The organism is Variovorax sp. GW821-FHT10C12 (assembly GCF_059415405.1).
In genome coordinates this window covers 211,719-237,168 of the sequence record NZ_JBWKNE010000006.1, presented here as the reverse complement: position 1 = coordinate 237,168, position 25,450 = coordinate 211,719, and the positions used below count along the sequence as shown (strand labels likewise).

The 25,450-nt window shown below is 71.2% G+C and carries 23 protein-coding genes; 12 read left to right on the top strand and 11 right to left on the bottom strand.

The window, feature by feature from the left end:
* Positions 1-33: 33 nt before the first annotated feature.
* The 3 genes from AC07OH_RS24115 to AC07OH_RS24105 are packed head-to-tail and all read right to left on the bottom strand — an operon-like array spanning position 34 to position 4,243.
* On the bottom strand, positions 34-1,032 hold the full coding sequence (locus AC07OH_RS24115; RefSeq protein WP_495302390.1) for a Bug family tripartite tricarboxylate transporter substrate binding protein: 999 nt from the start codon (positions 1,030-1,032) through the stop codon (positions 34-36).
* Between the two features lie 29 nt (positions 1,033-1,061).
* Positions 1,062-3,173, bottom strand: a complete 2,112-nt coding sequence (locus tag AC07OH_RS24110; RefSeq protein WP_495302455.1) for an acetate--CoA ligase family protein — start codon at positions 3,171-3,173, stop codon at positions 1,062-1,064.
* 23 nt (positions 3,174-3,196) lie between these two features.
* A complete protein-coding gene (locus AC07OH_RS24105; RefSeq protein WP_495302389.1) occupies positions 3,197-4,243 on the bottom strand; it encodes a porin in 1,047 nt (348 codons plus the stop codon).
* 262 nt (positions 4,244-4,505) lie between these two features.
* Here AC07OH_RS24105 and AC07OH_RS24100 point away from each other — a divergent pair, with 262 nt between their 5' ends.
* Positions 4,506-5,129 (top strand): Crp/Fnr family transcriptional regulator, encoded by a 624-nt coding sequence (locus tag AC07OH_RS24100; RefSeq protein ID WP_223301435.1) that lies wholly within the window; start codon positions 4,506-4,508, stop codon positions 5,127-5,129.
* A 25-nt stretch (positions 5,130-5,154) separates the two neighbouring features.
* Here AC07OH_RS24100 and AC07OH_RS24095 read toward each other — a convergent pair whose 3' ends face one another.
* The 7 genes from AC07OH_RS24095 to AC07OH_RS24065 form a co-directional block, all read right to left on the bottom strand.
* Positions 5,155-5,769 carry a YdeI/OmpD-associated family protein gene (locus AC07OH_RS24095; protein WP_495302388.1) on the bottom strand — a complete coding sequence of 205 codons (615 nt, stop codon included), beginning with the start codon at positions 5,767-5,769 and terminating at the stop codon, positions 5,155-5,157.
* The gene (locus AC07OH_RS24090) at positions 5,766-6,713 is read right to left on the bottom strand and encodes a phosphatidate cytidylyltransferase (protein WP_495302454.1); all 948 of its coding nucleotides are present in this window, start codon (positions 6,711-6,713) and stop codon (positions 5,766-5,768) included. Before AC07OH_RS24090 ends, AC07OH_RS24095 begins: the two co-directional genes overlap by 4 nt.
* Positions 6,714-6,718: 5 nt before the next feature.
* Positions 6,719-7,384 carry a lysophospholipid acyltransferase family protein gene (locus AC07OH_RS24085; RefSeq protein ID WP_495302453.1) on the bottom strand — a complete coding sequence of 222 codons (666 nt, stop codon included), beginning with the start codon at positions 7,382-7,384 and terminating at the stop codon, positions 6,719-6,721.
* Positions 7,385-7,461: 77 nt separating this feature from the next.
* On the bottom strand, positions 7,462-7,902 hold the full coding sequence (locus AC07OH_RS24080; protein ID WP_062482724.1) for a hypothetical protein: 441 nt from the start codon (positions 7,900-7,902) through the stop codon (positions 7,462-7,464).
* Complete coding sequence (locus tag AC07OH_RS24075; RefSeq protein WP_495302387.1) at positions 7,895-9,241, bottom strand: phosphatase PAP2/dual specificity phosphatase family protein; 1,347 nt, start codon at positions 9,239-9,241, stop codon at positions 7,895-7,897. Before AC07OH_RS24075 ends, AC07OH_RS24080 begins: the two co-directional genes overlap by 8 nt.
* Positions 9,238-11,004 carry a bifunctional alpha/beta hydrolase/class I SAM-dependent methyltransferase gene (locus AC07OH_RS24070; protein ID WP_495302386.1) on the bottom strand — a complete coding sequence of 589 codons (1,767 nt, stop codon included), beginning with the start codon at positions 11,002-11,004 and terminating at the stop codon, positions 9,238-9,240. Before AC07OH_RS24070 ends, AC07OH_RS24075 begins: the two co-directional genes overlap by 4 nt.
* Before the next feature lie 38 nt (positions 11,005-11,042).
* Entirely contained in the window at positions 11,043-11,657 is a 615-nt protein-coding gene (locus AC07OH_RS24065; protein ID WP_492679944.1) for a CDP-alcohol phosphatidyltransferase family protein, read from the bottom strand.
* A gap of 88 nt (positions 11,658-11,745) precedes the next feature.
* Here AC07OH_RS24065 and ruvB point away from each other — a divergent pair, with 88 nt between their 5' ends.
* The 3 genes from ruvB to AC07OH_RS24050 are packed head-to-tail and all read left to right on the top strand — an operon-like array spanning position 11,746 to position 14,177.
* Positions 11,746-12,810 carry a Holliday junction branch migration DNA helicase RuvB gene (gene ruvB / locus AC07OH_RS24060; RefSeq protein ID WP_062482092.1) on the top strand — a complete coding sequence of 355 codons (1,065 nt, stop codon included), beginning with the start codon at positions 11,746-11,748 and terminating at the stop codon, positions 12,808-12,810.
* Between the two features lie 10 nt (positions 12,811-12,820).
* Positions 12,821-13,762 carry a CDF family Co(II)/Ni(II) efflux transporter DmeF gene (dmeF, locus tag AC07OH_RS24055; protein ID WP_495302385.1) on the top strand — a complete coding sequence of 314 codons (942 nt, stop codon included), beginning with the start codon at positions 12,821-12,823 and terminating at the stop codon, positions 13,760-13,762.
* A gap of 37 nt (positions 13,763-13,799) precedes the next feature.
* Positions 13,800-14,177: a nuclear transport factor 2 family protein gene (locus AC07OH_RS24050; protein ID WP_495302384.1), complete on the top strand. Its 378-nt coding sequence runs from the start codon at positions 13,800-13,802 to the stop codon at positions 14,175-14,177.
* A 28-nt stretch (positions 14,178-14,205) separates the two neighbouring features.
* On the opposite strand, the gene AC07OH_RS24045 is transcribed toward AC07OH_RS24050, so the two are convergent.
* On the bottom strand, positions 14,206-15,954 hold the full coding sequence (locus tag AC07OH_RS24045; protein ID WP_495302383.1) for a lysoplasmalogenase family protein: 1,749 nt from the start codon (positions 15,952-15,954) through the stop codon (positions 14,206-14,208).
* 94 nt (positions 15,955-16,048) lie between these two features.
* Here AC07OH_RS24045 and AC07OH_RS24040 point away from each other — a divergent pair, with 94 nt between their 5' ends.
* From AC07OH_RS24040 to AC07OH_RS24005, 8 genes are all read left to right on the top strand, one after another.
* On the top strand, positions 16,049-16,918 hold the full coding sequence (locus tag AC07OH_RS24040; RefSeq protein WP_101490432.1) for a UDP-2,3-diacylglucosamine diphosphatase: 870 nt from the start codon (positions 16,049-16,051) through the stop codon (positions 16,916-16,918).
* 141 nt (positions 16,919-17,059) lie between these two features.
* Entirely contained in the window at positions 17,060-18,262 is a 1,203-nt protein-coding gene (locus AC07OH_RS24035; protein ID WP_495302382.1) for an acyl-CoA dehydrogenase family protein, read from the top strand.
* 12 nt (positions 18,263-18,274) lie between these two features.
* Positions 18,275-19,426: an acyl-CoA dehydrogenase family protein gene (locus AC07OH_RS24030; RefSeq protein ID WP_495302381.1), complete on the top strand. Its 1,152-nt coding sequence runs from the start codon at positions 18,275-18,277 to the stop codon at positions 19,424-19,426.
* Positions 19,427-19,430: 4 nt separating this feature from the next.
* Positions 19,431-20,945 (top strand): acetyl-CoA acetyltransferase, encoded by a 1,515-nt coding sequence (locus AC07OH_RS24025; protein ID WP_495302380.1) that lies wholly within the window; start codon positions 19,431-19,433, stop codon positions 20,943-20,945.
* A complete protein-coding gene (locus AC07OH_RS24020; protein WP_495302379.1) occupies positions 20,942-21,721 on the top strand; it encodes an enoyl-CoA hydratase-related protein in 780 nt (259 codons plus the stop codon). The genes AC07OH_RS24025 and AC07OH_RS24020 overlap by 4 nt, the downstream gene beginning before the upstream one ends.
* A 17-nt stretch (positions 21,722-21,738) precedes the next feature.
* Positions 21,739-22,566 carry an enoyl-CoA hydratase/isomerase family protein gene (locus AC07OH_RS24015; RefSeq protein ID WP_495302378.1) on the top strand — a complete coding sequence of 276 codons (828 nt, stop codon included), beginning with the start codon at positions 21,739-21,741 and terminating at the stop codon, positions 22,564-22,566.
* Positions 22,567-22,672: 106 nt separating this feature from the next.
* On the top strand, positions 22,673-23,776 hold the full coding sequence (locus tag AC07OH_RS24010) for a CaiB/BaiF CoA transferase family protein (protein WP_495302377.1): 1,104 nt from the start codon (positions 22,673-22,675) through the stop codon (positions 23,774-23,776).
* A 73-nt stretch (positions 23,777-23,849) separates the two neighbouring features.
* Positions 23,850-25,427 (top strand): acyl-CoA synthetase, encoded by a 1,578-nt coding sequence (locus AC07OH_RS24005; RefSeq protein ID WP_495302376.1) that lies wholly within the window; start codon positions 23,850-23,852, stop codon positions 25,425-25,427.
* The last annotated feature ends 23 nt before the right edge of the window (positions 25,428-25,450 follow it).

Here is a 25,450-nt window from a genome sequence, read left to right as displayed (position 1 = left end):
CGGGGTTCGAAAAAAGGGGAGGGGGAAGGCGGTTCAGTCGAGCTTCACGCCCGTGGCCTGCGTGAGCTTCAGCGTCACGGGCAGGAAGGCCTTGTAGGCCGCGGCGGCCTCGGGCGGTAGGTTGCCCACGGGCTCGGCGCCGAGCTCTTCGATGCGCCGGCTCACCTCGGGCTGGTGCACCACCGCGCTGACCTCGCGGCCCAGGCGCTCGACGATGGCGTCGGGCGTCCTGGCCGGCGCCATCAGCGAGGTCGGGCCGGTCATGGCGTAGACCTCGTCGGCATAGCCCTGCTCGGCGAAGGTGGGCACGTCGGGCAGCGCGCGGGCGCGCCGGGGGCCGGCCACGGCCAGCGGGCGCAGCTTGCCGGCCTTGATGTACGGCTGCAGCGTGGTGACCGAGCCCACGGTCATCTGGATCACGCCGCCGATCAGGTCGATCGCCATCGGGCTCTCGCCCTTGTAGGGCACGTGCATCGTCTGCAGGCCGTAGGCCTTGTCCATGTAGACCTGCACCTGGTGCGGCTGCGTGCCCGGGCCCCACGAGCCCATCGAGTACTTGCCGGGCGCGGCCTTGGCGGCGGCGATCAGGCTCTTGAAGTCGGTGGCCGGCACCGAAGGGTGCACCGCCAGCACGGTGCGCGTGGTGGCGATGTCCGACACCATGCGCAGGTCGGTGCGCGGGTCGTAGGGCAGCTTGCTGTAGAGCACCAGGTTCGCCGTGACGGGGCCCGGCACCGTGAGCAGCAGCGTGTGGCCGTCGGGCGGGCTCTTGGCGACGTAGTCGGTGCCGATGATGCCGCCCGCGCCGCTGCGGTTCTCGACCACCACCGGCTGGCCCAGCCGTTTCGACAGGCCCTCGGCCACGAGCCGCGCGAGGATGTCGGTCGAGCCGCCCGCCTGGTACTGCACGATGATGCGCACGGGCTTGGAGGGGAAGGGCGCCTCCGTGGCCGTCGCCGCGCCTGCCGCGAGCACCAGTGCCGCGCCCGCGCCGAGTGCGCGCCCGAGTCCGTTCTTCGATGTCGTCGTCATGCGATGTCTCCGGTGGTTGTTGTTGTGCTTCAGGGCGCGCGGCCGACGACCAGCGCGTCGACCGCCACGCAGCCGCCCTCGGCCTGCGGGCGTGCGATCAGCGGGTTGATCTCGGCGCTGTCGAGCGAGTCGCCCGCGCGCTGCGCGAAGTCGGCCAGCGCGCACAGCGCATCGGCGATCGAATCGAGGTCGACCGGCGGCCGGCCGCGTGCGCCGTTCAGGATCGCGAAGGCGCGCAGTTCGCGCACCATGGCCAGCGCGTCGTCGCGCGTGATCGGCAGCGCGCGCAGCGACACGTCGCGCAGCGTCTCGACGTGGATGCCGCCCAGCCCGAACATCAGCACCGGTCCGAACACCGGGTCGCGGTGCACGCCCGCGATGCATTCGACGCCGCCGCCCAGCATGCGTGCCACCAGCGCGCCGTCGAGCCGCGCCTCGGGCCGTGCGGTGAGCGCGAGGTCGCGCGTGCGCTCGAAGGCCGCGCGCGCCTGCGCCGCGCCGCGCAGCCCGAGCGCCACGCCGCCGACGTCCGACTTGTGCGGGATGTCGGCGCTGACGATCTTCACCACCACCGCCTCGCCGAGCGCCTCGGCGGCGGAAGCAGCCTCGTCGGCGCTGCGCACCACGCGGTGCGCGACCACGGGCACGCCGGCATCGGCCAGCAGCGCGAGCGCGTCGGGCTCGGACATCGTGCCGGGCGCGAGCGTCAACGGCGCCTGGATCGACGCGGGCGCCGCAGCCACCGCCGCCGCAGGCTTCAGCCCCGCCAGCGCAGCGATCGTGCGGATGCCGTCCGACGGGTCGGCGAACACCAGGCAGCGCATCGCTTCGAGCTCGGCGCGACGTTCGGGCGACAGCAGCGTGCTCACCGCCAGCAGCGTGTCGGGATACGCCTCGCGCAGCGAGCTCACCAACGAGCGCAGCACGGGCCAGAACGCGTCCGACGCGCCCGCGGCGGCCAGGAAGCCCATCCACGACGCGAAGCCCTGGTCGTCCAGCATCACGCGCGCCGTGCGATCGATCAGCGTCATGTCGTTGGTGACCTGGCCCGTGATGTCGACCGGGTTGCGCGGCGCCGCGAAGGGCACCCAGCGGCGCAGCGTGTCCTGCGCGGCCTCGCTCAGCGGCCGGGCGTCCAGGCCCTGCGCCGAGGCCTCGTCGGCCATCAGCGCGCCGACGCCGCCCGAGAGCGTGAACAGGCCGATCGAGCGGTCGCGCGGGCGGCCCGCCACGGCGGCACTGTGGGCCAGGTCGAAGAACTCCGTGAGGTTGCGCGCGCGCAGCACGCCGTACTGGCGGAACACGGCGTCGTACACCGCGTCGTCGCCCGCCAGCGCGGCGGTGTGCGAGGCCGCGGCCTCGGCGCCGAGTGCGGTGCGCCCGACCTTGACCATCACCACCGGCTTGCCATTGGCCTGCGCCAGGGCCAGCGCGGCGCGCAGGCGGGGGCCGTCGCGGCAGCCTTCCATGTAGGCCATGATCACGTCGGTGTCGGGGTCCTGCGCGAGCCAGGCCAGGCAGTCGGCGACCTGCACGTCGGCCTCGTTGCCGGTGGTGGCCCACAGCGACAGGCCGACGCCGCGCGCCCGCGCCATCGCATACGCATAGGCGCCGAACGCGCCCGACTGGCTCACCAGTCCGATGCGCCCCGGCATCACGCGGCCCACGCCGGGCGCCGGCGAGAAGGTGGCGTACACGTGGCGCGCGATGTTCATGAAGCCCAGGCAGTTGGGGCCGACCAGCCGCACGCCGGCGGCACGCGCCTTGTCGCCCAGCCGCGCCTGCGCCGCCGCGCCCTCGGCGCCCACTTCGGCGAAGCCCGAGGAGAACAGCACCACGCCCTTCACGCCCGCCGCGATGGCGTCGTCGAGCGCGCCGTCGACCAGCGCCGACGGCACGGCGAGGATGGCCAGGTCCACCGGCTGGCCGATGGCGCGCAGGCTGGGGAAGGCGGGCAGGTCCTGGATGCGGTCGGCGTTCGGGTTGACTGGGTAGAGCGTGCCCTCGAAGCCGAAGCGGCGCTGGTAGTCGACGGGAATGCCGCCGATCTTCTGCGCGTTGGACGAGGCGCCGACCACCGCGATGGCGCGCGGCGCGAACAGCGCCGACAGGGATTCGGTTTGCGAAGAGAAGAAGTCCATGGGCATGGCGGAGGTGTCGGAAGTCAGAAGTTGTGGCGGATGCCGGTGGCGAGCACGCGCACGTCGTTGCCGCTGTTGGCGATCACCGGAATGGTCGCGAGCGAGGCCGAGGCGCCGTGCCGGTTCAGCAGGCGCAGCCAGCGCGCATAGACCACGGTGCGCTTGCTCAGGTAGTAGTCGTAGCCCAGCGTCCAGGCCAGCTGCGAGCGTTCGCTCTCGGCCACCTTGCGCTGCGTGGCGCCGAAGATCAGGTTCGAGGCCGGCGTCACGTTGTAGGTGGCGCCCAGGTTCACGAGCTTCGCGGTCGGCACGTTGGGCAGGCTCGAGGCGTTGCGCACGTAGCTGGCGTACAGCTGCAGGCCGATCGAGGGCAGCTCGTAGGAGCCGGTCAGCGTCTGGTAGGTCGTGGTGGCGGGCGAGGCCACGGGCGCCGCCGCCGAGCCCGAGCGCGCGCGCTGGAAGGCGTAGGCGATGTAGTAGGGCTTGCGCGCCCAGCCGATGTTGCCGCTCTGGTGGCTCGGCGCGCTCGATTCGCCGGGCGCGTAGGCCAGGTCGGCGAAGAACTCCATGCTGGCCGGCGTGCGGTAGCGCACCATGTTGCTGGCGCGGGCCGCGAAGGGCGTGAGGCCCGGTTGCGCGTCGGTGGCGGCCACCAGGTTGATGGGCGAGAACACCGAGTTCAGGCCGTAGGGGTCGGCCTTGAACAGCGCGTAGAACATCGGCGTGTACATGCGGCCCGCGTCGATCTGCCCCCACGGCGCCGAGAACCCGACGAAGGACTGCCGGCTGAACGACATCGCGGGGCCGGGCAGCGTGCCGTTGCCGGTGTCGGGCGCAAAGCCGCTCTCCAGCGTGAAGTGCGCGCCCAGGCCGCCGCCCAGGTCTTCGGTGCCGCGAAAGCCGATGCGCGAGGCGGTCTGGCCGCCGTCCTCCAGCCGCATGGAGGAGGCGGGGCCCGACTTGGCGTGTGCCACGTACAGGTCGAGCGTGCCGTAGACGCTCACGGTGCTTTGCGCGGACGCAAGGGCGCAGGCCGCGAGCGCGAGGGCCGCGGTGGCTGTCTTCTTCATTTGGGTTGTCTCCGGTGTGGCGAGCCGCAAGGCGGTGCCGCCTGTGTGCTTGTCGATGTCCGGGGCTTACGATAGAAATGAAGGGCCCCCGAATCTGTCAACGCTTTGACAGATTCGTGAACACCAGGGCAGGGAGAACCCGCTGACCCGACCACCTGCAACCACCCCCCCCGACGCCGAAGACAGCGCCGAGCTGCTCGACCGCGCGCTGCGCTGGAACGAGCTGTTTTCCCAATGGCCCGACGCGCGCCGTGCCGAGCTCATGAAGTCGGCGCGGCTGGTGCGCTACCGCCGCCGCACGCAGGTGCTGGCACGCGACCGCCACAAGCGCGAGCTGCTGGCGGTGGTGTCAGGCTGCCTGGAGATCAGCAGCATGAGCCCGCAGGGGCGCAAGTACGTCAACGCGCTGCTCGGGCCCGGCCAGGTGGCGCCGCTGGTGCGCCTGCTCGAGGACGTGCCGCTGCCCTACGACTACCACGCGCACGAAGACTCGGTGATCGTCCACCTGCCCAGCGACGCCGTGATCGCGGTGCTCGACGCCGAGCCCGCGCTGTGGCGCGGCGTGGCCCGGCTGGGCCTGAAGCGCCAGCGACTGAGCGTGGTGCTGCTGCAGAACCAGATGCTGAACTCGGTGCGCGGGCGCGTGGCGGCCACGCTGATGAGCGTGATCCACTTCTACGGCATGCAGGTGGAGGCGGCCGCGAGCCTGCCGGTGCGGCTGTCGCAGAACGACCTCGCGGCGATGCTGGGGCTGTCGCGCCAGACCATCAACAAGGAGCTGGGACGGCTGGTCGCGGAAGGCGTGATCGACATGAGCTACAAGCGCATCCGCATCGTGGACCCCGACCAGCTCGCGGTCATCGCGACCGGCACCGGGCCGCAGTGAGCGGCGCGCACCGCAGCGCGCAGGCTCAGGGGTGGATCTTCTCGCCCTTGGCGAGCATCTCGACGAACTGCGCGATGCGCCGGGCGCGCGTCTCGGGCTTCTTCGCGCCCTGGGTGCGGAACAGCACGGCGAAGCGGTTGCGCGCATCGAGCGTGGCGAAGAAGGCCTTGGCCTTGCGGTTCGCGTCGAGCGCGGCCTGCAGGTCGGGCGGCACGGTGGCCACGCTCGGGGCGTCGTAGGCCGCCTCCCAGCGGCCGTCGGCGCGGGCGCGCGCCACCTCGGCCAGGCCGCCGGGCTGCATGCGGCCGTCGTCGATGAGCTTCAGGGCCTTGTCGCGGTTGATCTTCGACCAGATGCTGCGCGCGGTGCGCGGCGTGAAGCGCTGCAGGAAGAACTGCGCGTCCTGGCTCTTGCGCTGGCCGTCGATCCAGCCGAAGCACAGCGCGATCTCCAGCGCCTCGGGGTGGTCGACGGAGGCGATGCCGCTGGCCTTCTTCGCGATGCGCAGCCAGACGCCGGCGTGGCTCGCATGGTGTTTCTTGTACCAACGCAGCAGCGCGGCGGCGTCGGCGCATTCCAGCGGCGTGTCGTCGACGATGCGGTCAATTTTGACCGCGGTCTTCTTCGCCGCCGGGCTCATGGCACCCACCAGTAGCGCAGCGCGTGGAAGTAGATCGGCGCCGCGAAGATCACCGAGTCGAGCCGGTCGAGCATGCCGCCGTGGCCTTCGATCATGGAGCCCCAGTCCTTCACGCCGCGGTCGCGCTTGATGGCCGACATCACCAATCCGCCGAAGAAGCCCAAGAGGCAGATCATGAAGGCCATGAGCGCTGCCTGCCACGGGTTGAAGGGCGTGGCCCAGTACAGCGCCGCGCCCATCGCGGTGGCGCTGGCCACGCCGCCGATCAGGCCTTCCCAGGTCTTGGAGGGCGACAGCGCGGGCGCCACCTTGCGCTTGCCGAAGAGCTTGCCCCACACGTACTGCAGCACGTCGCTGCCCTGCACCACGATGACCAGGAAGGCGATGAGCAGCAGGTTGCGGCCCTCGAAGCCCGGGATCTGCAGCGTGAGCAGCGCCGGCACGTGGCTGATGCAGAACACGCACACCATCAGGCCCCACTGGATCTTCGAGGTGCGCTCCAGGAAGCGCTGCGTGTCGCCGCCCACGGCCGCCAGGATGGGCAGCAGCAGGAAGGCGTAGACCGGGATGTAGATCGAATACAGCCCGTACCAGTCGATCCAGATCAGGAAGTACTGGCCCGGCAGCGCCACGAAGAAGGCCAGCGCAATGGCGCCGTGGTCGCCGCGCCGCGTGTAGGCCAGGCTGATGAACTCGCGCAGCGCATAGAACGAGATCAGGTAGAACAGCACGATCACGCCGCCCTTGCCGAAGGCAAAGGCCAGGCCGATCACCGCCACCATCACCCACCACGCATTGACGCGCGAGTTGAGGTTGTCGATCACCGAGTGCGGCTGGCCGTGCGCCACGCGCCACTTGAGCAGCGCGCCGATGGCCGAGGCCAGCACGAGCACGCCGAAGACGCCGCCGAAGAGCTTGAAGGTGGTCCAGGCGAAGGGGGACATTTCGATCACGAGGCGGTCCCTCCGTTTTGTTCGATGCGGTCGTACTCGGGGCGCAGGTCGAGCATGGCCGTGCGGGCGCGGGCAAGGAAGGCGACCTTGTCTTCGTCTTCCTCGAGCTGGATCGGCGCGCCGAAGCGCACCGTGCAGGCCAGCGGGATCGGCACCAGCGTGCCCTTGGGCAGCACGCGCTTGAGGTTCTCGATCCACACCGGCACCAGCCGCACGGTGGGGCAGGCGCGCGCCAGGTGGAAGAGGCCGCTTTTCAGCGGCAGCAGGATGTCGTCGCCCGTGTTGCGCGTGCCCTCGGGGAACATGATGAGCGAGTCGCCGCCTTCCAGCGCCTCCTTCATCTGGTCGACCGGGTTGCCGCCCTGGCCCGAGCCGTCGCGGCGGATCATGAGCGCGTTGAACACGTCCTTGCCGATGAAGTTGCGCAGCTTCGAGGCCTCCCAGTAGTCCTGGCCCGCCACGGGCCGCGTGAGCGCGCGCAGGTCGGAGGGCAGCGTGGCCCACAGCAGCACGAAGTCGCCGTGGCTCGTGTGGTTGGCGAAGTACAGCGTTTGCTCGGCCTTGGGCGTGGTGCCCGACCAGATGGCGCGCACGCCGGTCAAAAGGCCGGCCGCGCCGATGATGAGCTGGCCCGCCACCACCGCGAGCCCGCGGCGCACGATGGCGCCGGGGCGGGCGCTGTCGTTGTCGTCGCTGCTGCTGCTGCTGCTGTCGTTCTTGTTGTTGCCGTTGTCGTTGTTCAAGCGAGTTCCTGTGTCATGAGGGCGAGCAGGAAGAGCGCGTTCTGGCAGGCGATCACGATGGCGTGGCGCTGCATCAGTTGGCGGGTTCCCTGGACGCGGTCGGCGAGCGCGCGGGCGTTGGGCTGCGGCGGCGGGTCGCGCAGCCCGAGCACCGACAGGGCGTTGTCCATCGCGCCCAGCGAGGCGATCTGGCCGTTGGCCAGGCCTTCGAACAGCGCCTGGTCCAGCCGCAGCCGGAAGGCGAAGTAGCGTTCGAGCACGCCCAGCACCATCACCGCGGCAAAGGCCAGGATGGCGGTGTTCGAGAGCCCGCGCAGCGTGAGCGCCAGCACCAGGGCGGCGATGCAGGTGAGCGCGAAGCCCCACAGGGCGAGCATGGCCGCCGCGCGCAGCAGGCCGGCCAGGGTGGTGCAGGTGGCGCGTTCGTTGTCAGTCATGGCGCGAAGGGGCTGAGTCAGGCATGGGGGCGAGCGCTGCACGCCAGGCGGCGTGCAGCACGATCTGCGGGCGGGCGCGGCGCACGGCGTCTTCGGCCTGTGCCAGGCCGTGGTCACGGCCCAGCCAGGCGATCACGGCGGCGGCGCTGCGCGAGAAGCCCAGCGCGCAGCAGACCCACACGGCCGAACCGTCGGCCACCGCCGCGCGGCGCTGGCCTTCGATGACGGCCGCGGCGCGGCGCAGGCGCACGGGTGGCGGCACCACGAGGTCGAGCAGCGGCACGCAGCGCGCACGGGCGGGCGGCACGCCGGCCGGCAGTTGCAGCTCGGCGCACAGGCTCACGAGCCGGGGCTGGCCGGCGGCGAGCCATTCGGCCTGCGTGGGGCGACGGCCCAGGCGCAGGCCGGGCACCACCTCGACCGAGGCCGGCAGCTTGCGCGTCCAGAGCCACACATTGAAGGCCGCGGCCAGGCGGTAGGGCGCGAACAGCCAGCGCGCCGCCCAGCCCATGCGGCCGTGGCCGTCCATCTGGAAGCCGCGCGCGCCGAAACCGAGGTAATTGAGCGCCACCAGCGCGAGCGCCGCCGCCGGCCACGCCAGCCACAGCGCCACGCCGCCGGTCGCCAGCGCCGCGAACAGGCACAGCGCCGCGCCCACGGCGTAGAAGCCCGCGAGCTTCAGCCGCTGCGGATCGCGCGCCAGGCGCCACGCGCGCAGCATCGACACCCGGCGCGCCATCGGCCACAGCCAGACGCAGAAGATGCCCAGCAGCGCGCCGGTCGGGATGTCGATGAAGTGGTGCTGCCAGGTCGTGAGCACCGAGGCGCAGATCGCGAAGGCCCACACATGCAGCACGAGCCGCGCCCACAGCGGCCGGATGAAGCGCCGGTACCAGTCCCACAGGATCACGGCCAGCGCGATGTGCAGCGAGGGCGCCTGGTTGTAGGGCTGGTCGAAGCCGCGCAGCGCGTTGAACAGGAAGGCCGGCGCGCCCTCCACCGGCGGCTGGCCGAAGCTGAAGTGCAGCGGCCAGAGGATGAAGCAGGTGCAGGCGATGAGCGTGGCGCTCACCAGCCGCAGCGCATGCCGGTCGAGCGTGTGGCGGTCGCGCGCCAGGAACAGCGACAGCGCGTAGAAGACGTTGATGGTCCAGTACGGAAAAATCGTCCAGGCCCAGAAGGGCACCTGCCGCTCCCAGTCGAAGGCCATCGAGGGCACGCTGGCGCGCGTGGTGGCCCACCAGTTGGCGAAGCCATACGTGGCGTAGAACAGCGGCCCCAGCAGCACCAGCCACGCGGCGGCGCGTTTCCACGGCCGGGGCGCGCGCCGGGCGGTCATTGCGCGACGCGCACCGCCAGCGACACCGTGAAGATGCCCCACTCGTCCACCCGCTGGTCGATCTTGCGGAAGCCCGCCTCCTCGACCAGCTGGTCCATCTCGGCCTGCGTGCGCCGGCGCATCACCCAGGCTTCGCCCTGGCGGTGGCTGGTGAGCGCGCGGGCGATCATTTCGAGCTGCGGGTGCCAGGGCTGGCCGGTGTAGACCAGGTAGCCCCGGTCTTCCACCGCGTCGCCCACGCCCGCGAGCGAGCGGCGCACCATCTCGTTGTCGGGGAACAGCTCGTACAGGCCCGACACCACGGCCAGCGTGGGCCGCGGCGTCACGCTGGCCAGGCTGATGCGGTCGAAGGCGTCGGCCTGCACGAACTGCGCGACGTCTTCCAGGCCCTTCTCGGCGATGAGGGCCGTGCCGTCGCGCACGTTGATGTCACTGTAGTCGCGCAGCAGGACCGAGCTGGCCTTCACCGGGCTGGCCAGCACCGCGTCGAGCACGTAGCGGCCGTGGCCGGCCGCGATGTCCATGAGCCGCACCTCGCGGTGCATCTCGACCAGCCGCTCCATCGCAATACGCAGCAGCTCCTCGACGTGGATCTTGCGCTGGCGGATGCCGCGCCAGCCGATGGAGTCCAGGTAGGTGCGGTCGACCGAGCGGCCCAGCGCGCCCTTGCCCTGCGGCTGGTTGCGGTAGACGTAGTCGAGCGTGCTGCCCGAGTCGAAGCCCGTGGCGTGGCCCAGCGCGATGCCGCTGGAGAGCGCGCCGCCCACGCGCAGCCCGCCGCGCGTGATCGCCCAGTAGGCGCCGCGCGGCGACAGGGGCGAGAGCGGTTCGGCCAGCGCGCGCGACTCGTCGGCGGTGTTGCCGCGCAGGTGCGCCTCGCGCAGGTCGACCGGCACGGCCGGCTCGTCGAAGCGCTGCAGGATGAATTCGCGGATCGACGCCACCGCGGGTGCCCGGTCCTTCTCGCCCAGCGTGTCGTGGAAGAAGCCCGGCAGCACCGTCTTCGTCTTCACGGCGCTGCCCAGCCGATCGAAGAACTGGTGCTGCGGCTTGTGGTGCACCACCCAGTCGGCGCCCGAGATGAGCAGCTGCACCGGCAGCGTGATCGCGTTGGCGTCGGCCACCACGCGGTCGGCCGCCTCGTACAGGCCCAGCAGGATGTTGACGGCGATCGGGCGCGAGATCAGCGGGTCGTTCTTGTAGCTCTCGATGCGTTCGGGGTCGTGGGTGAGGAACTTCGGCTTCACGTAGCTGTTCACGAAGAACAGCCCGCGCAGCTTATGCATGAGCGCCAGCCCCGGCCGCGCGAACGGCACGTAGAGCTTGACCTTGAAGGCCGGCGAGGCCAGCGTGAGGCCGCGCACCTTGGGGGCGTAGTCGTGCGCCCAGGTGGCGATCAGCACTGCGCCCACGCTCTGCGCGACCACGTGGATGTCGTGTTCGGGCACGCCGTGGGCGGCGGCGATGTGCTGCACGAAGGTCTGCACGTCGCGCACCGAGGTGCCGAAGCTGGGGCTGTAGCCGCGCTGGCCCGGCGACAGGCCGTGGCCGCGCGCGTCCCAGGCGAAGAAGTCGAAGTCGGGCAGGTTCAGCTCGTCGACCAGGTGCGCCATGCGCGCGCCGTGCTCGTGGCCGCGGTGGAACAGCAGCACGGCACCGCGCCGCGCGGCGCCGGTGGCCGGCCAGTGGCGGTAGAACAGCGATTCGCCGTCGTGCGTGCGGAAGTGCTGTTCGGCGGCGACGCGGGGTGTGGAAGGGGTCATGAAGAAGGTTCTTCTTTATTTATTTGTATGGGGGTGTTTCAGGCGGCGGGCGCTTCAGCTTCGGCCAAGGCGCGGCGGATGCGATTGACGACCGTCCAGGCCACCAGCGCGGCCACCAGCGGCATCAGCAGGGCGGTCCAGCCCGGCAGCGGCCCGCCGAGGGCGACATACAACCCGAGCGCGCCGAACACGAAGGCCCGGTCGCTCTTGCCCATCGGCCCGTCGTAGCGGCGCGAGGCGCCCACCGTGGGGCCTAGCGCGCCGGCGAATTCGCTCAGCCCGGCCAGCACGATGACCGTGCCGACCCAGAACGGCGCGAACGGCGCCACCAGCGCGAAGGGCAGGTAGAGCGCGGCGTCGGAGACCACGTCGGTGAGTTCGTTGAGGAAGGCGCCCAGCTTGCTTTGCTGGTGGTGTTCGCGCGCCAGCATGCCGTCGATGGCGTTGAAGGCCATGCGCAGGAACATCCAGGCGGGGATCAGGCCGAAGGCCGCCAGCGAGGGCGCGGCGAAGAACAGCCAGAGTCCGAGCCCGACCGACACCGCGCAGGCCGCCAGCGTCACCTGGTTGGCCGTCACGCCCATCGCATGCAGCCGGACCACGAGCGGTCGCAGCAGTGCCTGGAAACGCGGTTTCAGTTCGTAGATGGACACGCCTGACCTTCCCCTCGTTTTGTTGTATTAGCCGATCATTCTGCCAGCGTGGCCAAGGACTAAACTCATCGCCGAAGACCCACCTCCAATGACCATCCAGACCGACGATTTCGCCCCCGCCCCGCAACGCGTGGTGTCCGCCGCCCCCGCCTCGCCCAACGAGGAGGCGATCGAGCGGGCGCTGCGGCCCAAGCTGCTCGACGAGTACGTCGGCCAGGCCAAGGTGCGCGAGCAGCTCGAGATCTTCATCGGCGCGGCGCGCAAGCGCAAAGAGGCGCTCGACCACGTGCTGCTGTTCGGCCCGCCGGGCCTGGGCAAGACCACGCTGTCGCACATCATCGCGGCCGAGCTGGGCGTCAACCTGCGCCAGACCTCGGGCCCCGTGCTCGAAAAGCCCAAGGACCTGGCGGCGCTGCTGACCAACCTCGAGCCCAACGACGTGCTCTTCATCGACGAGATCCACCGCCTGAGCCCGGTCGTCGAGGAAATCCTGTACCCCGCGCTGGAGGACTACCAGATCGACATCATGATCGGCGAGGGCCCCGCGGCGCGCAGCATCAAGCTCGACCTGCAGCCCTTCACGCTGGTGGGCGCCACCACCCGCGCCGGCATGCTGACCAACCCGCTGCGCGACCGCTTCGGCATCGTGGCGCGGCTGGAGTTCTACACGCCCGAAGAACTGGCGCTCATCGTGCGCCGCAGCGCCGGCCTGCTCAAGGTCGAGACCGACGCCGCCGGCGGCTTCGAGATCGCGCGCCGTTCGCGCGGCACGCCCCGCATCGCCAACCGCCTGCTGCGCCGCGTGCGCGACTACGCCGAGGTCAAGGGCAACGGCCGCATCACCGAGGACATCGCGCACAAGGCGCTGGCCATGCTCGACGTCGACCCGCAGGGCTTCGACCTCATGGACCGCAAGCTGCTCGAGGCCGTCATCCACCGCTTCGACGGCGGCCCGGTCGGCCTGGACAACGTGGCCGCCAGCATCGGCGAAGAGCGCGACACCATCGAGGACGTGATCGAGCCCTACCTCATCCAGCAGGGCTACCTGCAACGCACGCCGCGCGGGCGCATCGCCACGCTCGCGGCCTACCGCCACCTGGGCGTGGTGCCGCCCTCGGGCCGCGCCGACGGCCCGGACCTGTTCGGCGCCTGAAGAGAAAACCATGCACACCCACGACCTGAGCGCCTGGCAGCACGACCACCATTTCGGCGCCGGCAATGCCGCCGCCGAACGCAGCACCCGCCTCGTGATGTGGATCACCGCCGCCATGATGGTCATCGAGATCGGCGCCGGCTGGTGGTTCAACTCCATGGCGCTTTTGGCCGACGGCTGGCACATGAGCTCGCACGCGCTGGCCATCGGCCTGAGCGCCTTTGCCTACGCCGCCGCGCGGCGCTACGCCCGCGACCCGCGCTTTGCCTTCGGCACCTGGAAGATCGAGGTGCTCGGCGGCTTCGCGAGCGCGCTGCTGCTGCTCGGCGTCGCCGCGCTCATGGTGATCGGCTCGCTGGAGCGGCTGTGGTCGCCCGTGGCCATCCACTACCCCGAAGCCATCTCGATCGCGGTGCTGGGCCTGGTGGTGAACCTGGTCTGCGCGCGGCTCTTGGGGCATTCGCACGATCACCATGGACACGACCACCACGGTCATGACCATCACGATCACGGCCACGACCTCAACCTGCGCTCCGCCTACCTGCACGTGGTGGCCGACGCCGCCACCTCGGTGCTCGCCATCGCGGCGCTGTTGGGTGGCTGGTTCTACGGCTGGTCCTGGCTCGACCCGGCCATGGGCATCGTCGGCGCCGTGCTCGTCGCCGTCTGGGCCAAGGGCCTGCTGAAGGAAACCGGCAAGGTCCTGCTCGACCGCGAGATGGACCACCCCGTCACCGCCGAAATCCGCGAAGGCGTCGAGACGATGCTGGCCGATTCCGAAACCTGCGTGGCCGACCTGCACGTCTGGCGCGTCGGCCGCGATGCGTACGCCTGCGCGCTCACGGTGGTGACGCACTCGCCCACGCTCACCGCAGATCAGGTGCGGGCGTGCTTCTCGATGCATGAGGAGATCCGGCACTCGACGGTCGAAATCCAGCGCTGCGCGGACTGAGACGCCGGGTTGCTTTGTCGAACCAAGGCTGGAATCCATGACCCTCGATGTATCCCCCGAAGCCGTGGTGCAGCGCCAGCTGGCCGCCTACAACGCCAGGGATCTCGAGGCGTGGCTGGCCACCTACGCCGAGGACGCCAGGCAATTCGAACTGGCAGGCAAGCTGCTGGCGGCCGGTCATGCCGAGTTGCGCGCCCGGACCGCGATTCGCTTTGCCGAGCCTGACCTTCATGCACGCCTGTTGCAGCGCTCGGTCATGGGGCATGTCGTTGTCGATCACGAGGTGGTGACGCGCAACTTCCCGGAAGGGATCGGCACCGTGGAGATGGTGTGCGTCTATGTGGTCCGCCAGGGCCTCATCCAGACGGCATCGTTCGAGATTGGCCCGCCGGCGATGGGGCGCCCGGCCGACTAGCAGGCCGGGCTGTGCCTTCGGCAGCCAGTCAAGGCGTCGGCCGCCGGACGTGCCGCACGATCAGCATCTGCGCCGTGTAGTACGTCGCGAGTACCCACAGCGACGCCAGCGGCAGCGGCGACACGAACCGGTTGATCGCCAGCAGCGCGTCGCTCAGCATGAAGAAGCAGGCGCCCACCGCCACCCACAGCGCGGCCGGGTCGCTGGAACGCAGCACTGCTGCGCGCCCGATGGCCTGCGCCGCCATGCAGGCGATCACCACCACGTAGAAGCCGACCGGAATGCGCAGCGCCACCGGCAGGCCGCCCTGCCACAGGAAGGCGTACATGCCCGCGCCGATCAGCAAGGTGGCTGCCAGCGCGCGTGGCCGCGGGAACAGCCCGACGCCGATGCGGAACAGCGCGATGTACGCCAGGTGCGCGAGCAGGAAGCACACGAGCCCGGGCACGAAGAGGTTCGCCGGCCCCATCAGCAGCACGTCGCCCGCGAGCGAGAAGACCAGGCCAGTCAACAGCAGCGCATCGAAGCGCGCGATGCCGCCGGGCTGGCGTTGCGCGCGGCGGGCCGCGAAGGCGATGGCGATGGCCAGCGCCAATGGCTTGAAGACGAGGTGCAGCCAGCCGATGCCCAAGGCCGCGCTCGCCGTGGCCAGCGCGGCGGCCTCGACCAGCAGCACCTCGGTGACCGAGAGCCGCCCCTGCAGCACCGCGCCGACCGCCCACAACCCGGCCGTCAGCGCGGCCAGCCAGACGGCGGCCTGCGGCAGCGGCACGGCGTCGGAGTACCAGAGGAACACCGTCACGCCGGCCAGCAGCGCGAGGAACTGCAGGCCCGCGAACCATTGCACGCCGCGGCTCACCACGGGCTCGTAGCGCGTGACCTTCGCGATGTCGAAGGCCGGCTTGGGGTAGCGCGCCGCCACGTCGTCCGGGCGCCAGCCGGGCGGCTTGAACCACACGCGCAGCTTGTCGGACCAGCGGCGCGCATGCCATGAATCCTTCGCGAGCGCCCAGTAGACCTCGGCGTTGGCCCACAGCGGGTCCCAGCTTTTCAGCTCGCCGCGCGTGCCGTACACGCAGCGCTCGTCCTCCTCGCGGAAGGTGCCGAAGAGGCGGTCCCACACGATCAGCACGCCGCCGTAGTTGCGGTCCAGGTACGTGTCGTTCACCGCGTGGTGCACGCGGTGGTTCGAGGGCGAGCAGAACCAGCGGTCGAACCAGCCGAGCTTGCCGACCTGTTCGGTGTGCACCCAGAACTGGTAGAGCAGGTCGATGAGCGACACCACGACGAACACCAGCGGCGGCACGCCGGCCGCGGCCATCGGCAGGTAGAAGATCCAGCCCAGCAGCGCGCCGCTCGAGGTCTGGCGCAGCGCGGTCGACAGGTTGTAGTGCTGGCTCTGGTGGTGCACCACGTGCGCGGCCCACAGCACGGCCGACTCGTGGCCCATGCGGTGCAGCCAGTAGTAGCAGAAGTCGTAGAACACCAGCGCCAGCAGCCAGCCGTACCAGGTGGTCCAGAACTCGCGCGCCGCCTCTTGCGGAAAGAGCGCCACCGCCGAATACACGGCGGTGTAGATGCCGACGCGCAACAGCCCCGTGAGCACCGCGCTGATCTGGCTGAGCATGCCCAGTCCGATGCTGTTCACGGCATCGGCCAGGCGGTAGGTGTCCTGCCCGGTGCCGCGCCGGGCGCGTGCGCGGCCGACCGCGAACTCGATCGCGATCAGCAAAAAGAACACGGGGGACACGAGAACGATGATCTGGCCAGAGCGCATCGTCCGATTGTGGCGTTGCCCCGGTGCCACGCGTCACCGGGATGTCACGGAGTCGCCATCGCGCGGTCATGCGCGGATGCGAACCTGCCGGACCATGCAACGCGACGACGCTTTCCTTCGCGCCTGGCGCGACACCGCGATCCAGCCTCCCGAGCCGGAGGACGACGATGCGGCGCGTCCGGCGCTGCGCTATCGCACCCTCTGGATCTCCGACCTGCACCTGGGCACGCCCGGCTGCCAGGCGCGGGCACTGCTCGACTTTCTCAAGTACACCGAGTGCGAGACCCTGTTCCTGGTCGGCGACATCATCGACGGCTGGCAGCTCAAGCGCCACTGGTACTGGCCGCAGGCGCACAACGACGTGATCCAGAAGCTGCTGCGCAAGGCGCGCAAGGGCACGCGCGTGATCTTCATTCCGGGCAACCACGACGAGTTCGCCCGCAAGTACCTGAACCACAACTTCGGCGGCATCGACGTGGCCGACGAATGGATCCACGAGACGGCCGACGGCCGCAAGCTGTGGATCATCCACGGCGACCTGTTCGACGGCGTGATCCAGTGCGCCAAGTGGCTGGCCTACGTGGGCGACTCGCTCTACGAGTTCACGCTCAAGCTGAATCGCCACCTCAACTCGCTGCGCGCGCGCATGGGGCTGCCGTACTGGTCGCTCTCGAAGTACCTCAAGGGCAAGGTCAAGCGTGCCGTGAGCTACGTGGGCGACTTCGAGAACGCCGTGGCCCGAGAGGCCCGCAACCGCGGCGCGCAGGGCGTGGTGTGCGGCCACATCCACCACGCCGAGATGCGCGACATCGACGGCATCCTGTACTGCAACGACGGCGACTGGGTGGAAAGCCTCACCGCGCTGGCCGAGCATGCCGACGGCACGCTCGAGATCATCGACTGGGCGCAGCACATGCCCGTCGGGACGCAAGCGGTGCCGGCGCGCGAAGCGGTCGCGGCCTGAGCGTTCGGCCCTGCACCGGTCTCAACTGAAGAAAAAAGCGCTCACCGCCGCGGCGGGGCGCCCACGTTCGTCCGATCCGACGATGCCGCGCCGGCGCGCGCGCCGCACACTTGCCGGGTGTGAACCCTGTGAGACAACACCATGGCCTGGACCCTCAGCGCGGCGGAGACCGCGTTTCGCGACGAGGTTCGCGACTTTCTCGCGCGCGAGCTGACGCCTGAGCTGCGTGCCGCAGGGCGCCGCTGCTCCGGCATCTTCACCGACTACGCGGACGGCAACCGCTGGCACCGCGTGCTGGCCCGGCGCGGCTGGAGCGTGCCGCACTGGCCGGTGGAGCACGGCGGCACCGGCTGGACGCCGATGCAGCACTACCTCTTCGCGAGCGAACTGGCCGCGGCCGACGCGCCGCCGCGCGCGCCCATGGGCCCCGGCATGGTCGCGCCGGTGATCATCGCCTTCGGCACCGAGGCGCAGAAGCAGGCCTGGCTGCCGGGCATCCGTTCGGGTGAGGACTACTGGTGCCAGGGCTACTCCGAGCCGCAGTCGGGCTCCGACCTGGCTTCGCTGCAGTGCAAGGCGGTGCGCGACGGCGACGACTACGTCATCAACGGCACCAAGATCTGGACCACCCACGCGCAGTACGCCAACCGCATGTTCTGCCTCGTGCGCACCGCCTCGGGCGGCAAGGCGCAGCAGGGCATCAGCTTCCTGTGCTTCGACATTCCCCAGGCGGGCCTGACCATCCGCCCGATCATCAGCATCTCGGGCGACCACGAGCTCAACCAGGTGTTCTTCGACGACGTGCGCGTGCCCGCCAGTGGCCTCATCGGCGAGGAGAACCAGGGCTGGACGGTGGCCAAGTACCTGCTGCAGCACGAGCGCGGCGGGGCCTGGGCGCCGATGCTGCGCGCGCGTCTGCGCCGGCTGCGCGCCGCGGCAGACAGCGCCTTTGCCGCCGCGAGCGACACCGCCGCCGACGAGGCGCGCGAAATGGCGCTGCGCCTGGCCGAGATGGACTGCGCCATCGATGCGGTCGAGGCCACCGAGCTGCAGTCGCTGCGGGCCCAGGCGCGCGGCGAGCCGCACGGCATCCGGCCTTCGATGGGCAAGGTGATGGGCTCCGAGTTGCGCCAGCGCCTGACCGAACTCGGCGTGGAGATCGCCGCCCACTACGCGGCGGCCGACCTGCCGCTGGACGACAGCCTGCAGGGCGCGCTGGCCGTGCCCGAGGAGGCGGTGTTCTCGATGTCGGCCTACCTCAACGACCGCGCCGCGTCGATCTATGCCGGCTCCAACGAAGTGCAGCGCAACATCATCGCCGCGCAGCTCCTGCAATCCCGCTGAGGCCCGCTTGCCATGACCACCCTCACCGACCAAGACGACACCCTCGCGATGCTGCGCGACAGCCTCGCGCGCTACCTCGACGACCAGCACGGCTTCGAGCAGCGACTTCATGCGCTGGCCGCCGCCGACGACGCACCGCCGCCGTTCTGGCAAGGCCTGGCAAGTGACCTCGGCCTGCTGGGCGCGGCCCTGCCCGAAGCGCAGGGCGGCCTGGGCCTCGGCCTGGCCGCGCACCTCGCGCTGCTGCCCACGCTGGGTGGCGCGCTCGCGGCCGAGCCGTACATTTCCACGCTGGTGATCGGCGCCGGCCTGTTGCAGAGCCACCCCGGCGCGATGGCCGATGCGCTGCTCGCGCGCGTCGTCGCGGGGCAGGCCGTGCTGGCCTTCGCGCACGACGAGCCGCACAGCCGCCATGCGCGCGACGACGTGCGCACGAGGCTCGTGCGCGAGGCCGACGGCCGGCTGCGGCTCGACGGCCGCAAGGCCGTGGTGCAGGCCGCGCCCTGGGCCAGCCATGTCATCGTCACGGCGCGCAGCGACAAGGGCCTGTCGTTGCTGGTCGTGCCCAAGGATGCGCCCGGCGTGCAGCTGCGTGTCTACCGCACGCGCGACGGCGGCCGCGCGGCCGACATCGCCTTCGACGCAGTGCGCCTGAACGCCGATGCCTTGCTCGGCGAGGAAGGCGCAGCGCTGCCGCAGATCGAGCAGGCGCTCGACGAAGCCACGCTCGCGGTCTGCGCCGAATCCATCGGCATCCTGCGCCGGCTGATGCGCGACACGCTCGACTACGTGCGCCAGCGCAAGCAGTTCGGCGTGCCGATCTCCAGCTTCCAGGTGCTGCAGCACCGGCTGGCCGACATGCACATGGCGCTCGAGCAGGCCGACGCGCTCACCGCCAGCGTGGGTGAGGCGCTCGGCACGGGAACGACCGCATCCGAGCGCGCACGCGCCGTCTCGTCCGCCAAGGTCGCGGTCGCCGAGGCCTGCCGCGCCGTGGGGCAGGGCGCGGTGCAGCTGCATGGCGGCATGGGCATGACCGAAGAACTCGCCGTCGGCCACTACGTGCGCCGCGCCACCCTCATCGAAGGCCAGTTCGGCCCGCCCGCGTGGCACCTGCGCCGCGTGGCGCAGCTGCAGCAACAACAAACCCTCTCACAGCACTAACCCCATGACAGCACTGGACGACCGCACGCCGGTCATCGTCGGCGTCGGCGAGATCACACACCGCACCAAGGAGGCCGCCGAAGGCCTCGAACCCATCGAGCTGATGGCGCGCGCCATGCGCGCGGCCGCACAGGACAGCGGCGCCGCCGCGCTGCTGGCCGGCCTCGATTCGCTCGACGTCGTCTGCGAGTACTCGTGGCCCTACACCGACGCGCCCGCGCTGCTCAACGCGCGCCTGGGCTGCAACCCGGCGCGCAGCGTCTACGGCGTCACCGGTGGCGAAGCGCCGGTGCGCTACATCCACGAAGCCGCGCTGCGCATCGCGCGCGGCGAGAGCAAAGTGGCGGCCATCACCGGCGCCGAGGCGCGCTACACGGTGGACGCCGCCGCCAAGCTCGGCATTCCGCTCGACTGGACCCCGCGCGACGACAGCGTGAAGCTGGTGCGCGGCACCGACATCTGTCACCCGGTGGCGATCCAGCTCGGTGCGGCCATGCCGACCACCATCTACCCGTTCTACGAGAACGCCGCGCTCGCGCACTGGGGCCAGACGCCGCGCCAGGCGCAGGACGAGTCGTCGCGCCTGTGGGCGCGCTATTCCGAAGTGGCCGCCGCCAACCCCTATGCCTGGCTGCGCAAGCCCTTCACGCCCGAAGACATCGCGCGCGTCGACGCGGCCAACCGCCTCATCGCCTGGCCCTACACCAAGCACATGGTGGCCAACCCGCTGGTCAACATGGGCGCGGCCGTGCTGCTCACCAGCGTGGGCCACGCGCGCGAACTGGGCATTCCCGAAGACCGCTGGGTCTACGTGTGGGACGGCGCCGCCGCGCGCGAGCCGCGCGACTACCTGCAGCGCGACCAGTACCACCGCTCGCACGCGCAGGACCTGGTGATGGAAACCGTGCTCGCGCAGGTCGGCGGCGACGCCTCGGCCTTCGAGATGCTGGAGCTGTACAGCTGCTTCCCCATCGTGCCCAAGATGGCGCGCCGCACGCTGGGCCTGGCGCCCGAGGCGCGCATGACCTCAACCGGCGGCCTGAGCTTCTTCGGCGCGCCGCTCAACGACTACATGACGCACGCCGCCGCCGGCCTGGTGCGCGCGCTGCGCGCCGCGCCGAAGGGCAAGGCCGCGCTGCTCTACGGGCAGGGCGAGTACGTCACCAAGCACCACGCGCTGGTGCTGGGCTCCAGCCCGCCGCCGCAGGGGCTTCCGAAGCCCGACTACGACGTGCAGGCCGCCGCCGATGCGCGGCGCGGGCCGGTGCCGCCGCTGGTGCTGCAGTACACGGGCGCCGCCACGCTGGAGACCTTCACCGTGGTCTACGGCCGCGACGGCCAGCCTTCGCAGGGCATCGTGATCGCGCGCACGCCGGCCGGCGAACGGCTCATGGCGCGCGTCGAGGCCACGGACACGGCCTCGCTGAAGGTGCTGACCGACCTGGACCGCAGCCCCGTCGGTTGCGGCGGCATGGTGACAGCGGGTACCGATGAACTCTTGAACTGGAGCGTGTCATGAGCGCAGTCACTGTCGAACGCCTGCCGGGCCACGTCGCCCTCGTCACCATCGACCGCCCCGAGGCGCGCAACGCCGTCAACGGCGATGTGGCCTCGGGCCTCGAAGCCGCCGTCGATGCCACCGAGGCCGACGACGACATCCGCGCCGTGGTGCTCACGGGCGCCGGCCGCGAGGCCTTCTGCGCGGGCGCCGACCTGAAGGAAGTGTCGGCCGGCCGCGGCAGCGCGCTGCGCACCGAGCGTGGCGGCTTCGCGGGCTTCGTGTACCGCGAGCGCAGCAAGCCGTGGATCGCCGCCGTCAACGGCAAGGCGCTGGCCGGCGGCACCGAGCTCGTGCTGGCCTGCGACCTCGTCGTGGCCGTGCGGCAGGCCGCCTTCGGCCTGCCCGAGGTGCTGCGCGGGCTGATCGCCGCGGCGGGCGGGCTGTACCGGCTGCCGCGCGCCATTCCGCCGAACATCGCGCTCGAACTGATCCTCACGGCGGGCCAGCTCGATGCCGAGCGCGCCCACGGCTTCGGCCTGGTCAACCGCCTCGTGCCCGACGTCGAGGGGCTGCGCGAAGCCGCGCCGGCGCTGGCCGCCGAGATCGCGCGCAACGGCCCGGTGGCGGTGCGCCAGAGCCTGCGCGTGGCGCGCGAGGCGAACAGCGGGCTCGACGAGGCCGCGCTGCGCGCCCTCACGCGCGACGCCTTCGAGCGCGTGGCCGCGAGCGAAGACTTCAAGGAAGGTCCGCGCGCCTTCATCGAGAAGCGCGCACCGCGTTGGACTGGTCGCTGAACAAGGAAGAGACCGCCATGCCCGACAGCGAAGCAGACGACATCCTCATCGACCGCAGCCGCGCCGGCATCGCACTGCTCACGCTGAACCGCCCGGCGCGCCTCAACGCACTGAGCCAGCCCACGGTGCGGCGCTTGTGTGCAGCGCTCGACGCACTGGCGCAGGACGACAACGTGCGCGTGCTGGTGCTCACCGGCGCCGGGCGCGGCTTCTGCGCCGGCTGGGACCTCACGACGCCGCTCACGCGCCGCGACGACCAGCCGCTCGACGGCGAGCCCTCGGTGGCCGACCTGATGGCGGGGCAGGAGCTGTTCGCCGGCATGGTGCGGCGGCTGCGCGCGCTCGACAAGGTGGTGATCGCCGCCGTCAACGGCGTGGCCGTGGGCGCGGGCTTTGCGCTCACGCTGGGCGCCGACATCCGCGTGGCCGCGCGCTCGGCGTCGTTCCATGTGGGCGCGGTGCGCATCGGCCTCACGGCCGGCGAGTGCGGCATCAGCTACCACCTGCCGCGGCTGGTGGGCGCCTCGCGCGCCTTCGAGCTCATGCTCACGGGCCGACCCGTGCCGGCCGACGAAGCCGAGCGCATCGGCCTGGTCGCCGCGCTGGTGGACGACGAGGCCCTGCTGCCGCGCGCGCTCGCCCTGGCCGCCGACGTGCTGCGCAACAGCCCCTACGCCACGCGCCACACCAAGCAGCTCATGTGGACCAACCTCGAGGCCCCGAGCCTCGACGCCGCGCTCGAGGTGGAGAACCGCGCCCAGGTGCTGGCGCTGAAAACAGAGGATTTCCGCGAGGCCGCCGCGGCCTTCGCGGCCAAGCGCGCGCCCGTCTTCACGGGGCGCTGAACCGTCTTTCCGCGCTTTCGTCGCTTCCGACGATGCGACGCTGGCGCCCGCGCGCCAAGATGCCTTCACACAACAGGCCGCCGGGTGCGCGCCAGAGGAGACACACATGGCAGGACCCCTGAAAGGACTTCGGGTCGTCGAGATGGCCGGCATCGGCCCCGGCCCCTTTTGCGCGATGCTGTTCGCCGACATGGGCGCGGAGGTGCTGCGCATCGCGCGCCCCGGCACGCGGCGCGACCCCCACGACATCCTGGCGCGCGGGCGCAGCACCTGGGAGGTCGACCTGCGCGCCCCCGACGCCGCCGCGCCGGTGCTCGACGCCATCGCGCGCGCCGACATCCTCATCGAGGGCTTCCGCCCCGGCGTGATGGAGCGCCTGGGCCTGGGCCCGGCCGAATGCCTCGCGCGCAACCCGCGCCTGGTCTATGGCCGCATGACCGGCTGGGGCCAGCACGGCCCGCTGGCGCACGCGGCCGGCCACGACATCAACTACATCGCCATCAGCGGCGCGCTGCACGCCATCGGCCGCTCGGGCGAGGCGCCCGTGCCGCCGCTGAACTACGTGGGCGACTTCGGCGGCGGCGCCATGCTGCTGGCCTTCGGCCTGCTGGCCGCGCTGCACGAGGTCAAGGCCTCGGGCCAGGGCCAGGTGGTCGACGCCGCCATGACCGACGGCGCCGCCCTGCTGTCGGCCATGATGTACGGCTTCAAGTCGGCCGGCCAGTGGAGCAACCAGCGCGGCGAAAACCTGCTCGACGGCGGCGCCCACTTCTACGACACCTACGCCTGCGCCGACGGCAAGTACGTGGCCATCGGTTCCATCGAGCCGCAGTTCTACGCGCTGCTGCGCGAGCGCTGCGGCCTGGTCGACGACCCCGCCTTCGACGCCCAGATGGACGCCGACCGCTGGCCGCTGCTCAAGCTGCGCCTGGCCGACGTGTTCCGCACCCGCACGCGCGACGAGTGGTGCGTGCTGCTCGAAGGCAGCGACGCCTGCTTCGCCCCCGTGCTCGACTGGGACGAGGCCCCGCAGCACCCGCACAACGTGGCGCGCGGCACCTTCGCCACCGTGGGCGGCGTGGTGCAGCCCGCGCCCGCGCCGCGCTTCAGCCGCACCGCGCCGGTCGTGCCGCCGGCCGTGTCGCCGGACGACGGGCCGGCGCTGCTCAAGCGCTGGGGCGTGGCTGCGCCCGTGGCCGAAGCACGCTGACGTCCTTGTGTCCCGGGCATGCGCGTTCGCGCATGCATGGCATTTCCGCACCGCACCGACAGGAGCCTTGTCCATGCCCACCACGCCACCGCCGCTGTACCTCACGCAGGCCCTGCACCGCGCCATGCAGTGCAGCCCGCGCGCCGTCGCCACCGTGTTCCAGGGCCGCACGCGCACGTACGGCGAGCTCGGCGAGCGCGTCGCGCGCCTGGCAGGCGGGCTGCGCCGCCTGGGCGTGCAGCCCGGCGACCGCGTGGGCGTGCTCGCGCTCAACGCCGATCGCACGCTGGAGTACTACCTGGCCGTGTGGTGGGCCGGCGGCGTGGTCAACCCGGTCAACACGCGCTGGAGCGTGGCCGAGATGGCGCACTCGCTCGACGACTGCGCGACGCACATCCTGTTCGTGGACGACCAGTTCCTGGCGACGGCGGACGAACTGCGCGCCGCCGCGCGCGCCGTCACCACCTGGGTCTACATGGGCGAGCGCCAGACGCCCACGGGCATGACCGATTACGAAGCGCTGGTCCGCGAGAGCGAGCCCGTGCCCGACGCGCTGCGTGGCGGCGACGACCTGGCCGGCGTGTTCTACACCGGCGGCACCACCGGCCGGCCCAAGGGCGTGATGCTCAGCCACGCGGCGCTGGTGATCAATGCGCAGGTGTCGATGCTCGGCGCCTTCTTCGACGACAGCGCGCGGCTGTTGCAGGTGGCGCCGCTCTTTCACCTGGCGGGGCTGTCGTTCCTGCTGCGCGGCGTGCTCATGGGCTGCGCGCAGATCATCCTGCCGGGCTTCTCGGTGGACGGCATGCTCGCCGCCATCGAGCGCGACCGCGCCACCAACCTCATGGCCGTGCCCGCCATGCTGCAGATGCTGGTGGACGACCCGCGCACCGCGCAGGCCGACCTGTCGAGCGTGCGCTTCGTGGGCTACGGCGCCTCGCCGATCACCGAGGCGCTGCTGGAGCGCGCCTTCGCGACCTTTCCCCAGGCCGAGTTCGCGCAGGGCTACGGCATGACCGAGCTGTCGGCCGGCGTGAGCTACCTCACGCGCCACTACCACTCGCCCGAAGGCCGCAAGCTCGGCAAGCTGGCCTCGGCCGGGCAGGCGCTCTCGGGCATCGACCTGCGCGTGTGCGACGGCGACGGCCGCGAGGTGCCGCGCGGCACCGTCGGCGAACTCACCGTGCGCAGCCCGTGCGTGATGCAGGGCTACTGGAACCTGCCCGAGCAGACGGCCGCCGCGCTGTGCGATGGCTGGATGCACACCGGCGACGCCGCCCGCATGGACGACGACGGCTTCGTCTTCATCGTCGACCGCTACAAGGACATGATCGTGAGCGGTGGCGAGAACATCTACTGCGCCGAGGTCGAGGGCGCCCTCGCGCGCCACCCCGCCGTGGCCGCCGCCGCCGTCATCGGCGTGCCCGATGAGCGATGGGGCGAGGCCGTGCATGCGGTGGTGGTGCGCAAGCCTGGCAGCGATGCCGATGCCGACGCGCTCATCGCCCACTGCCGCGATTTGATCGCCGGCTACAAGTGCCCGCGCAGCGTCGCGTTCGTCGACGCGCTGCCGATCTCGGGCGCCGGCAAGGTCATGAAGTACCGCCTGCGCGAGCCGCACTGGGCCGGCCACGCACGCCGGGTTGCCTGACAAAAAAACCACCAAGGAGACGA

What these genes read in the sequence shown, in the direction of transcription:
- AC07OH_RS24115 (WP_495302390.1), bottom strand. Translation starts at nt 1,032, where the DNA reads ATGACGACGACATCGAAGAACGGACTCGGGCGCGCACTCGGCGCGGGC.
- AC07OH_RS24110 (WP_495302455.1), bottom strand. Translation starts at nt 3,173, where the DNA reads ATGGACTTCTTCTCTTCGCAAACCGAATCCCTGTCGGCGCTGTTCGCG.
- AC07OH_RS24105 (WP_495302389.1), bottom strand. Translation starts at nt 4,243, where the DNA reads ATGAAGAAGACAGCCACCGCGGCCCTCGCGCTCGCGGCCTGCGCCCTT.
- AC07OH_RS24100 (WP_223301435.1), top strand. Translation starts at nt 4,506, where the DNA reads ATGAAGTCGGCGCGGCTGGTGCGCTACCGCCGCCGCACGCAGGTGCTG.
- AC07OH_RS24095 (WP_495302388.1), bottom strand. Translation starts at nt 5,769, where the DNA reads ATGAGCCCGGCGGCGAAGAAGACCGCGGTCAAAATTGACCGCATCGTC.
- AC07OH_RS24090 (WP_495302454.1), bottom strand. Translation starts at nt 6,713, where the DNA reads ATGTCCCCCTTCGCCTGGACCACCTTCAAGCTCTTCGGCGGCGTCTTC.
- AC07OH_RS24080 (WP_062482724.1), bottom strand. Translation starts at nt 7,902, where the DNA reads ATGACTGACAACGAACGCGCCACCTGCACCACCCTGGCCGGCCTGCTG.
- AC07OH_RS24075 (WP_495302387.1), bottom strand. Translation starts at nt 9,241, where the DNA reads ATGACCGCCCGGCGCGCGCCCCGGCCGTGGAAACGCGCCGCCGCGTGG.
- AC07OH_RS24070 (WP_495302386.1), bottom strand. Translation starts at nt 11,004, where the DNA reads ATGACCCCTTCCACACCCCGCGTCGCCGCCGAACAGCACTTCCGCACG.
- ruvB (WP_062482092.1), top strand. Translation starts at nt 11,746, where the DNA reads ATGACCATCCAGACCGACGATTTCGCCCCCGCCCCGCAACGCGTGGTG.
- dmeF (WP_495302385.1), top strand. Translation starts at nt 12,821, where the DNA reads ATGCACACCCACGACCTGAGCGCCTGGCAGCACGACCACCATTTCGGC.
- AC07OH_RS24050 (WP_495302384.1), top strand. Translation starts at nt 13,800, where the DNA reads ATGACCCTCGATGTATCCCCCGAAGCCGTGGTGCAGCGCCAGCTGGCC.
- AC07OH_RS24045 (WP_495302383.1), bottom strand. Translation starts at nt 15,954, where the DNA reads ATGCGCTCTGGCCAGATCATCGTTCTCGTGTCCCCCGTGTTCTTTTTG.
- AC07OH_RS24040 (WP_101490432.1), top strand. Translation starts at nt 16,049, where the DNA reads ATGCAACGCGACGACGCTTTCCTTCGCGCCTGGCGCGACACCGCGATC.
- AC07OH_RS24035 (WP_495302382.1), top strand. Translation starts at nt 17,060, where the DNA reads ATGGCCTGGACCCTCAGCGCGGCGGAGACCGCGTTTCGCGACGAGGTT.
- AC07OH_RS24030 (WP_495302381.1), top strand. Translation starts at nt 18,275, where the DNA reads ATGACCACCCTCACCGACCAAGACGACACCCTCGCGATGCTGCGCGAC.
- AC07OH_RS24025 (WP_495302380.1), top strand. Translation starts at nt 19,431, where the DNA reads ATGACAGCACTGGACGACCGCACGCCGGTCATCGTCGGCGTCGGCGAG.
- AC07OH_RS24020 (WP_495302379.1), top strand. Translation starts at nt 20,942, where the DNA reads ATGAGCGCAGTCACTGTCGAACGCCTGCCGGGCCACGTCGCCCTCGTC.
- AC07OH_RS24015 (WP_495302378.1), top strand. Translation starts at nt 21,739, where the DNA reads ATGCCCGACAGCGAAGCAGACGACATCCTCATCGACCGCAGCCGCGCC.
- AC07OH_RS24010 (WP_495302377.1), top strand. Translation starts at nt 22,673, where the DNA reads ATGGCAGGACCCCTGAAAGGACTTCGGGTCGTCGAGATGGCCGGCATC.
- AC07OH_RS24005 (WP_495302376.1), top strand. Translation starts at nt 23,850, where the DNA reads ATGCCCACCACGCCACCGCCGCTGTACCTCACGCAGGCCCTGCACCGC.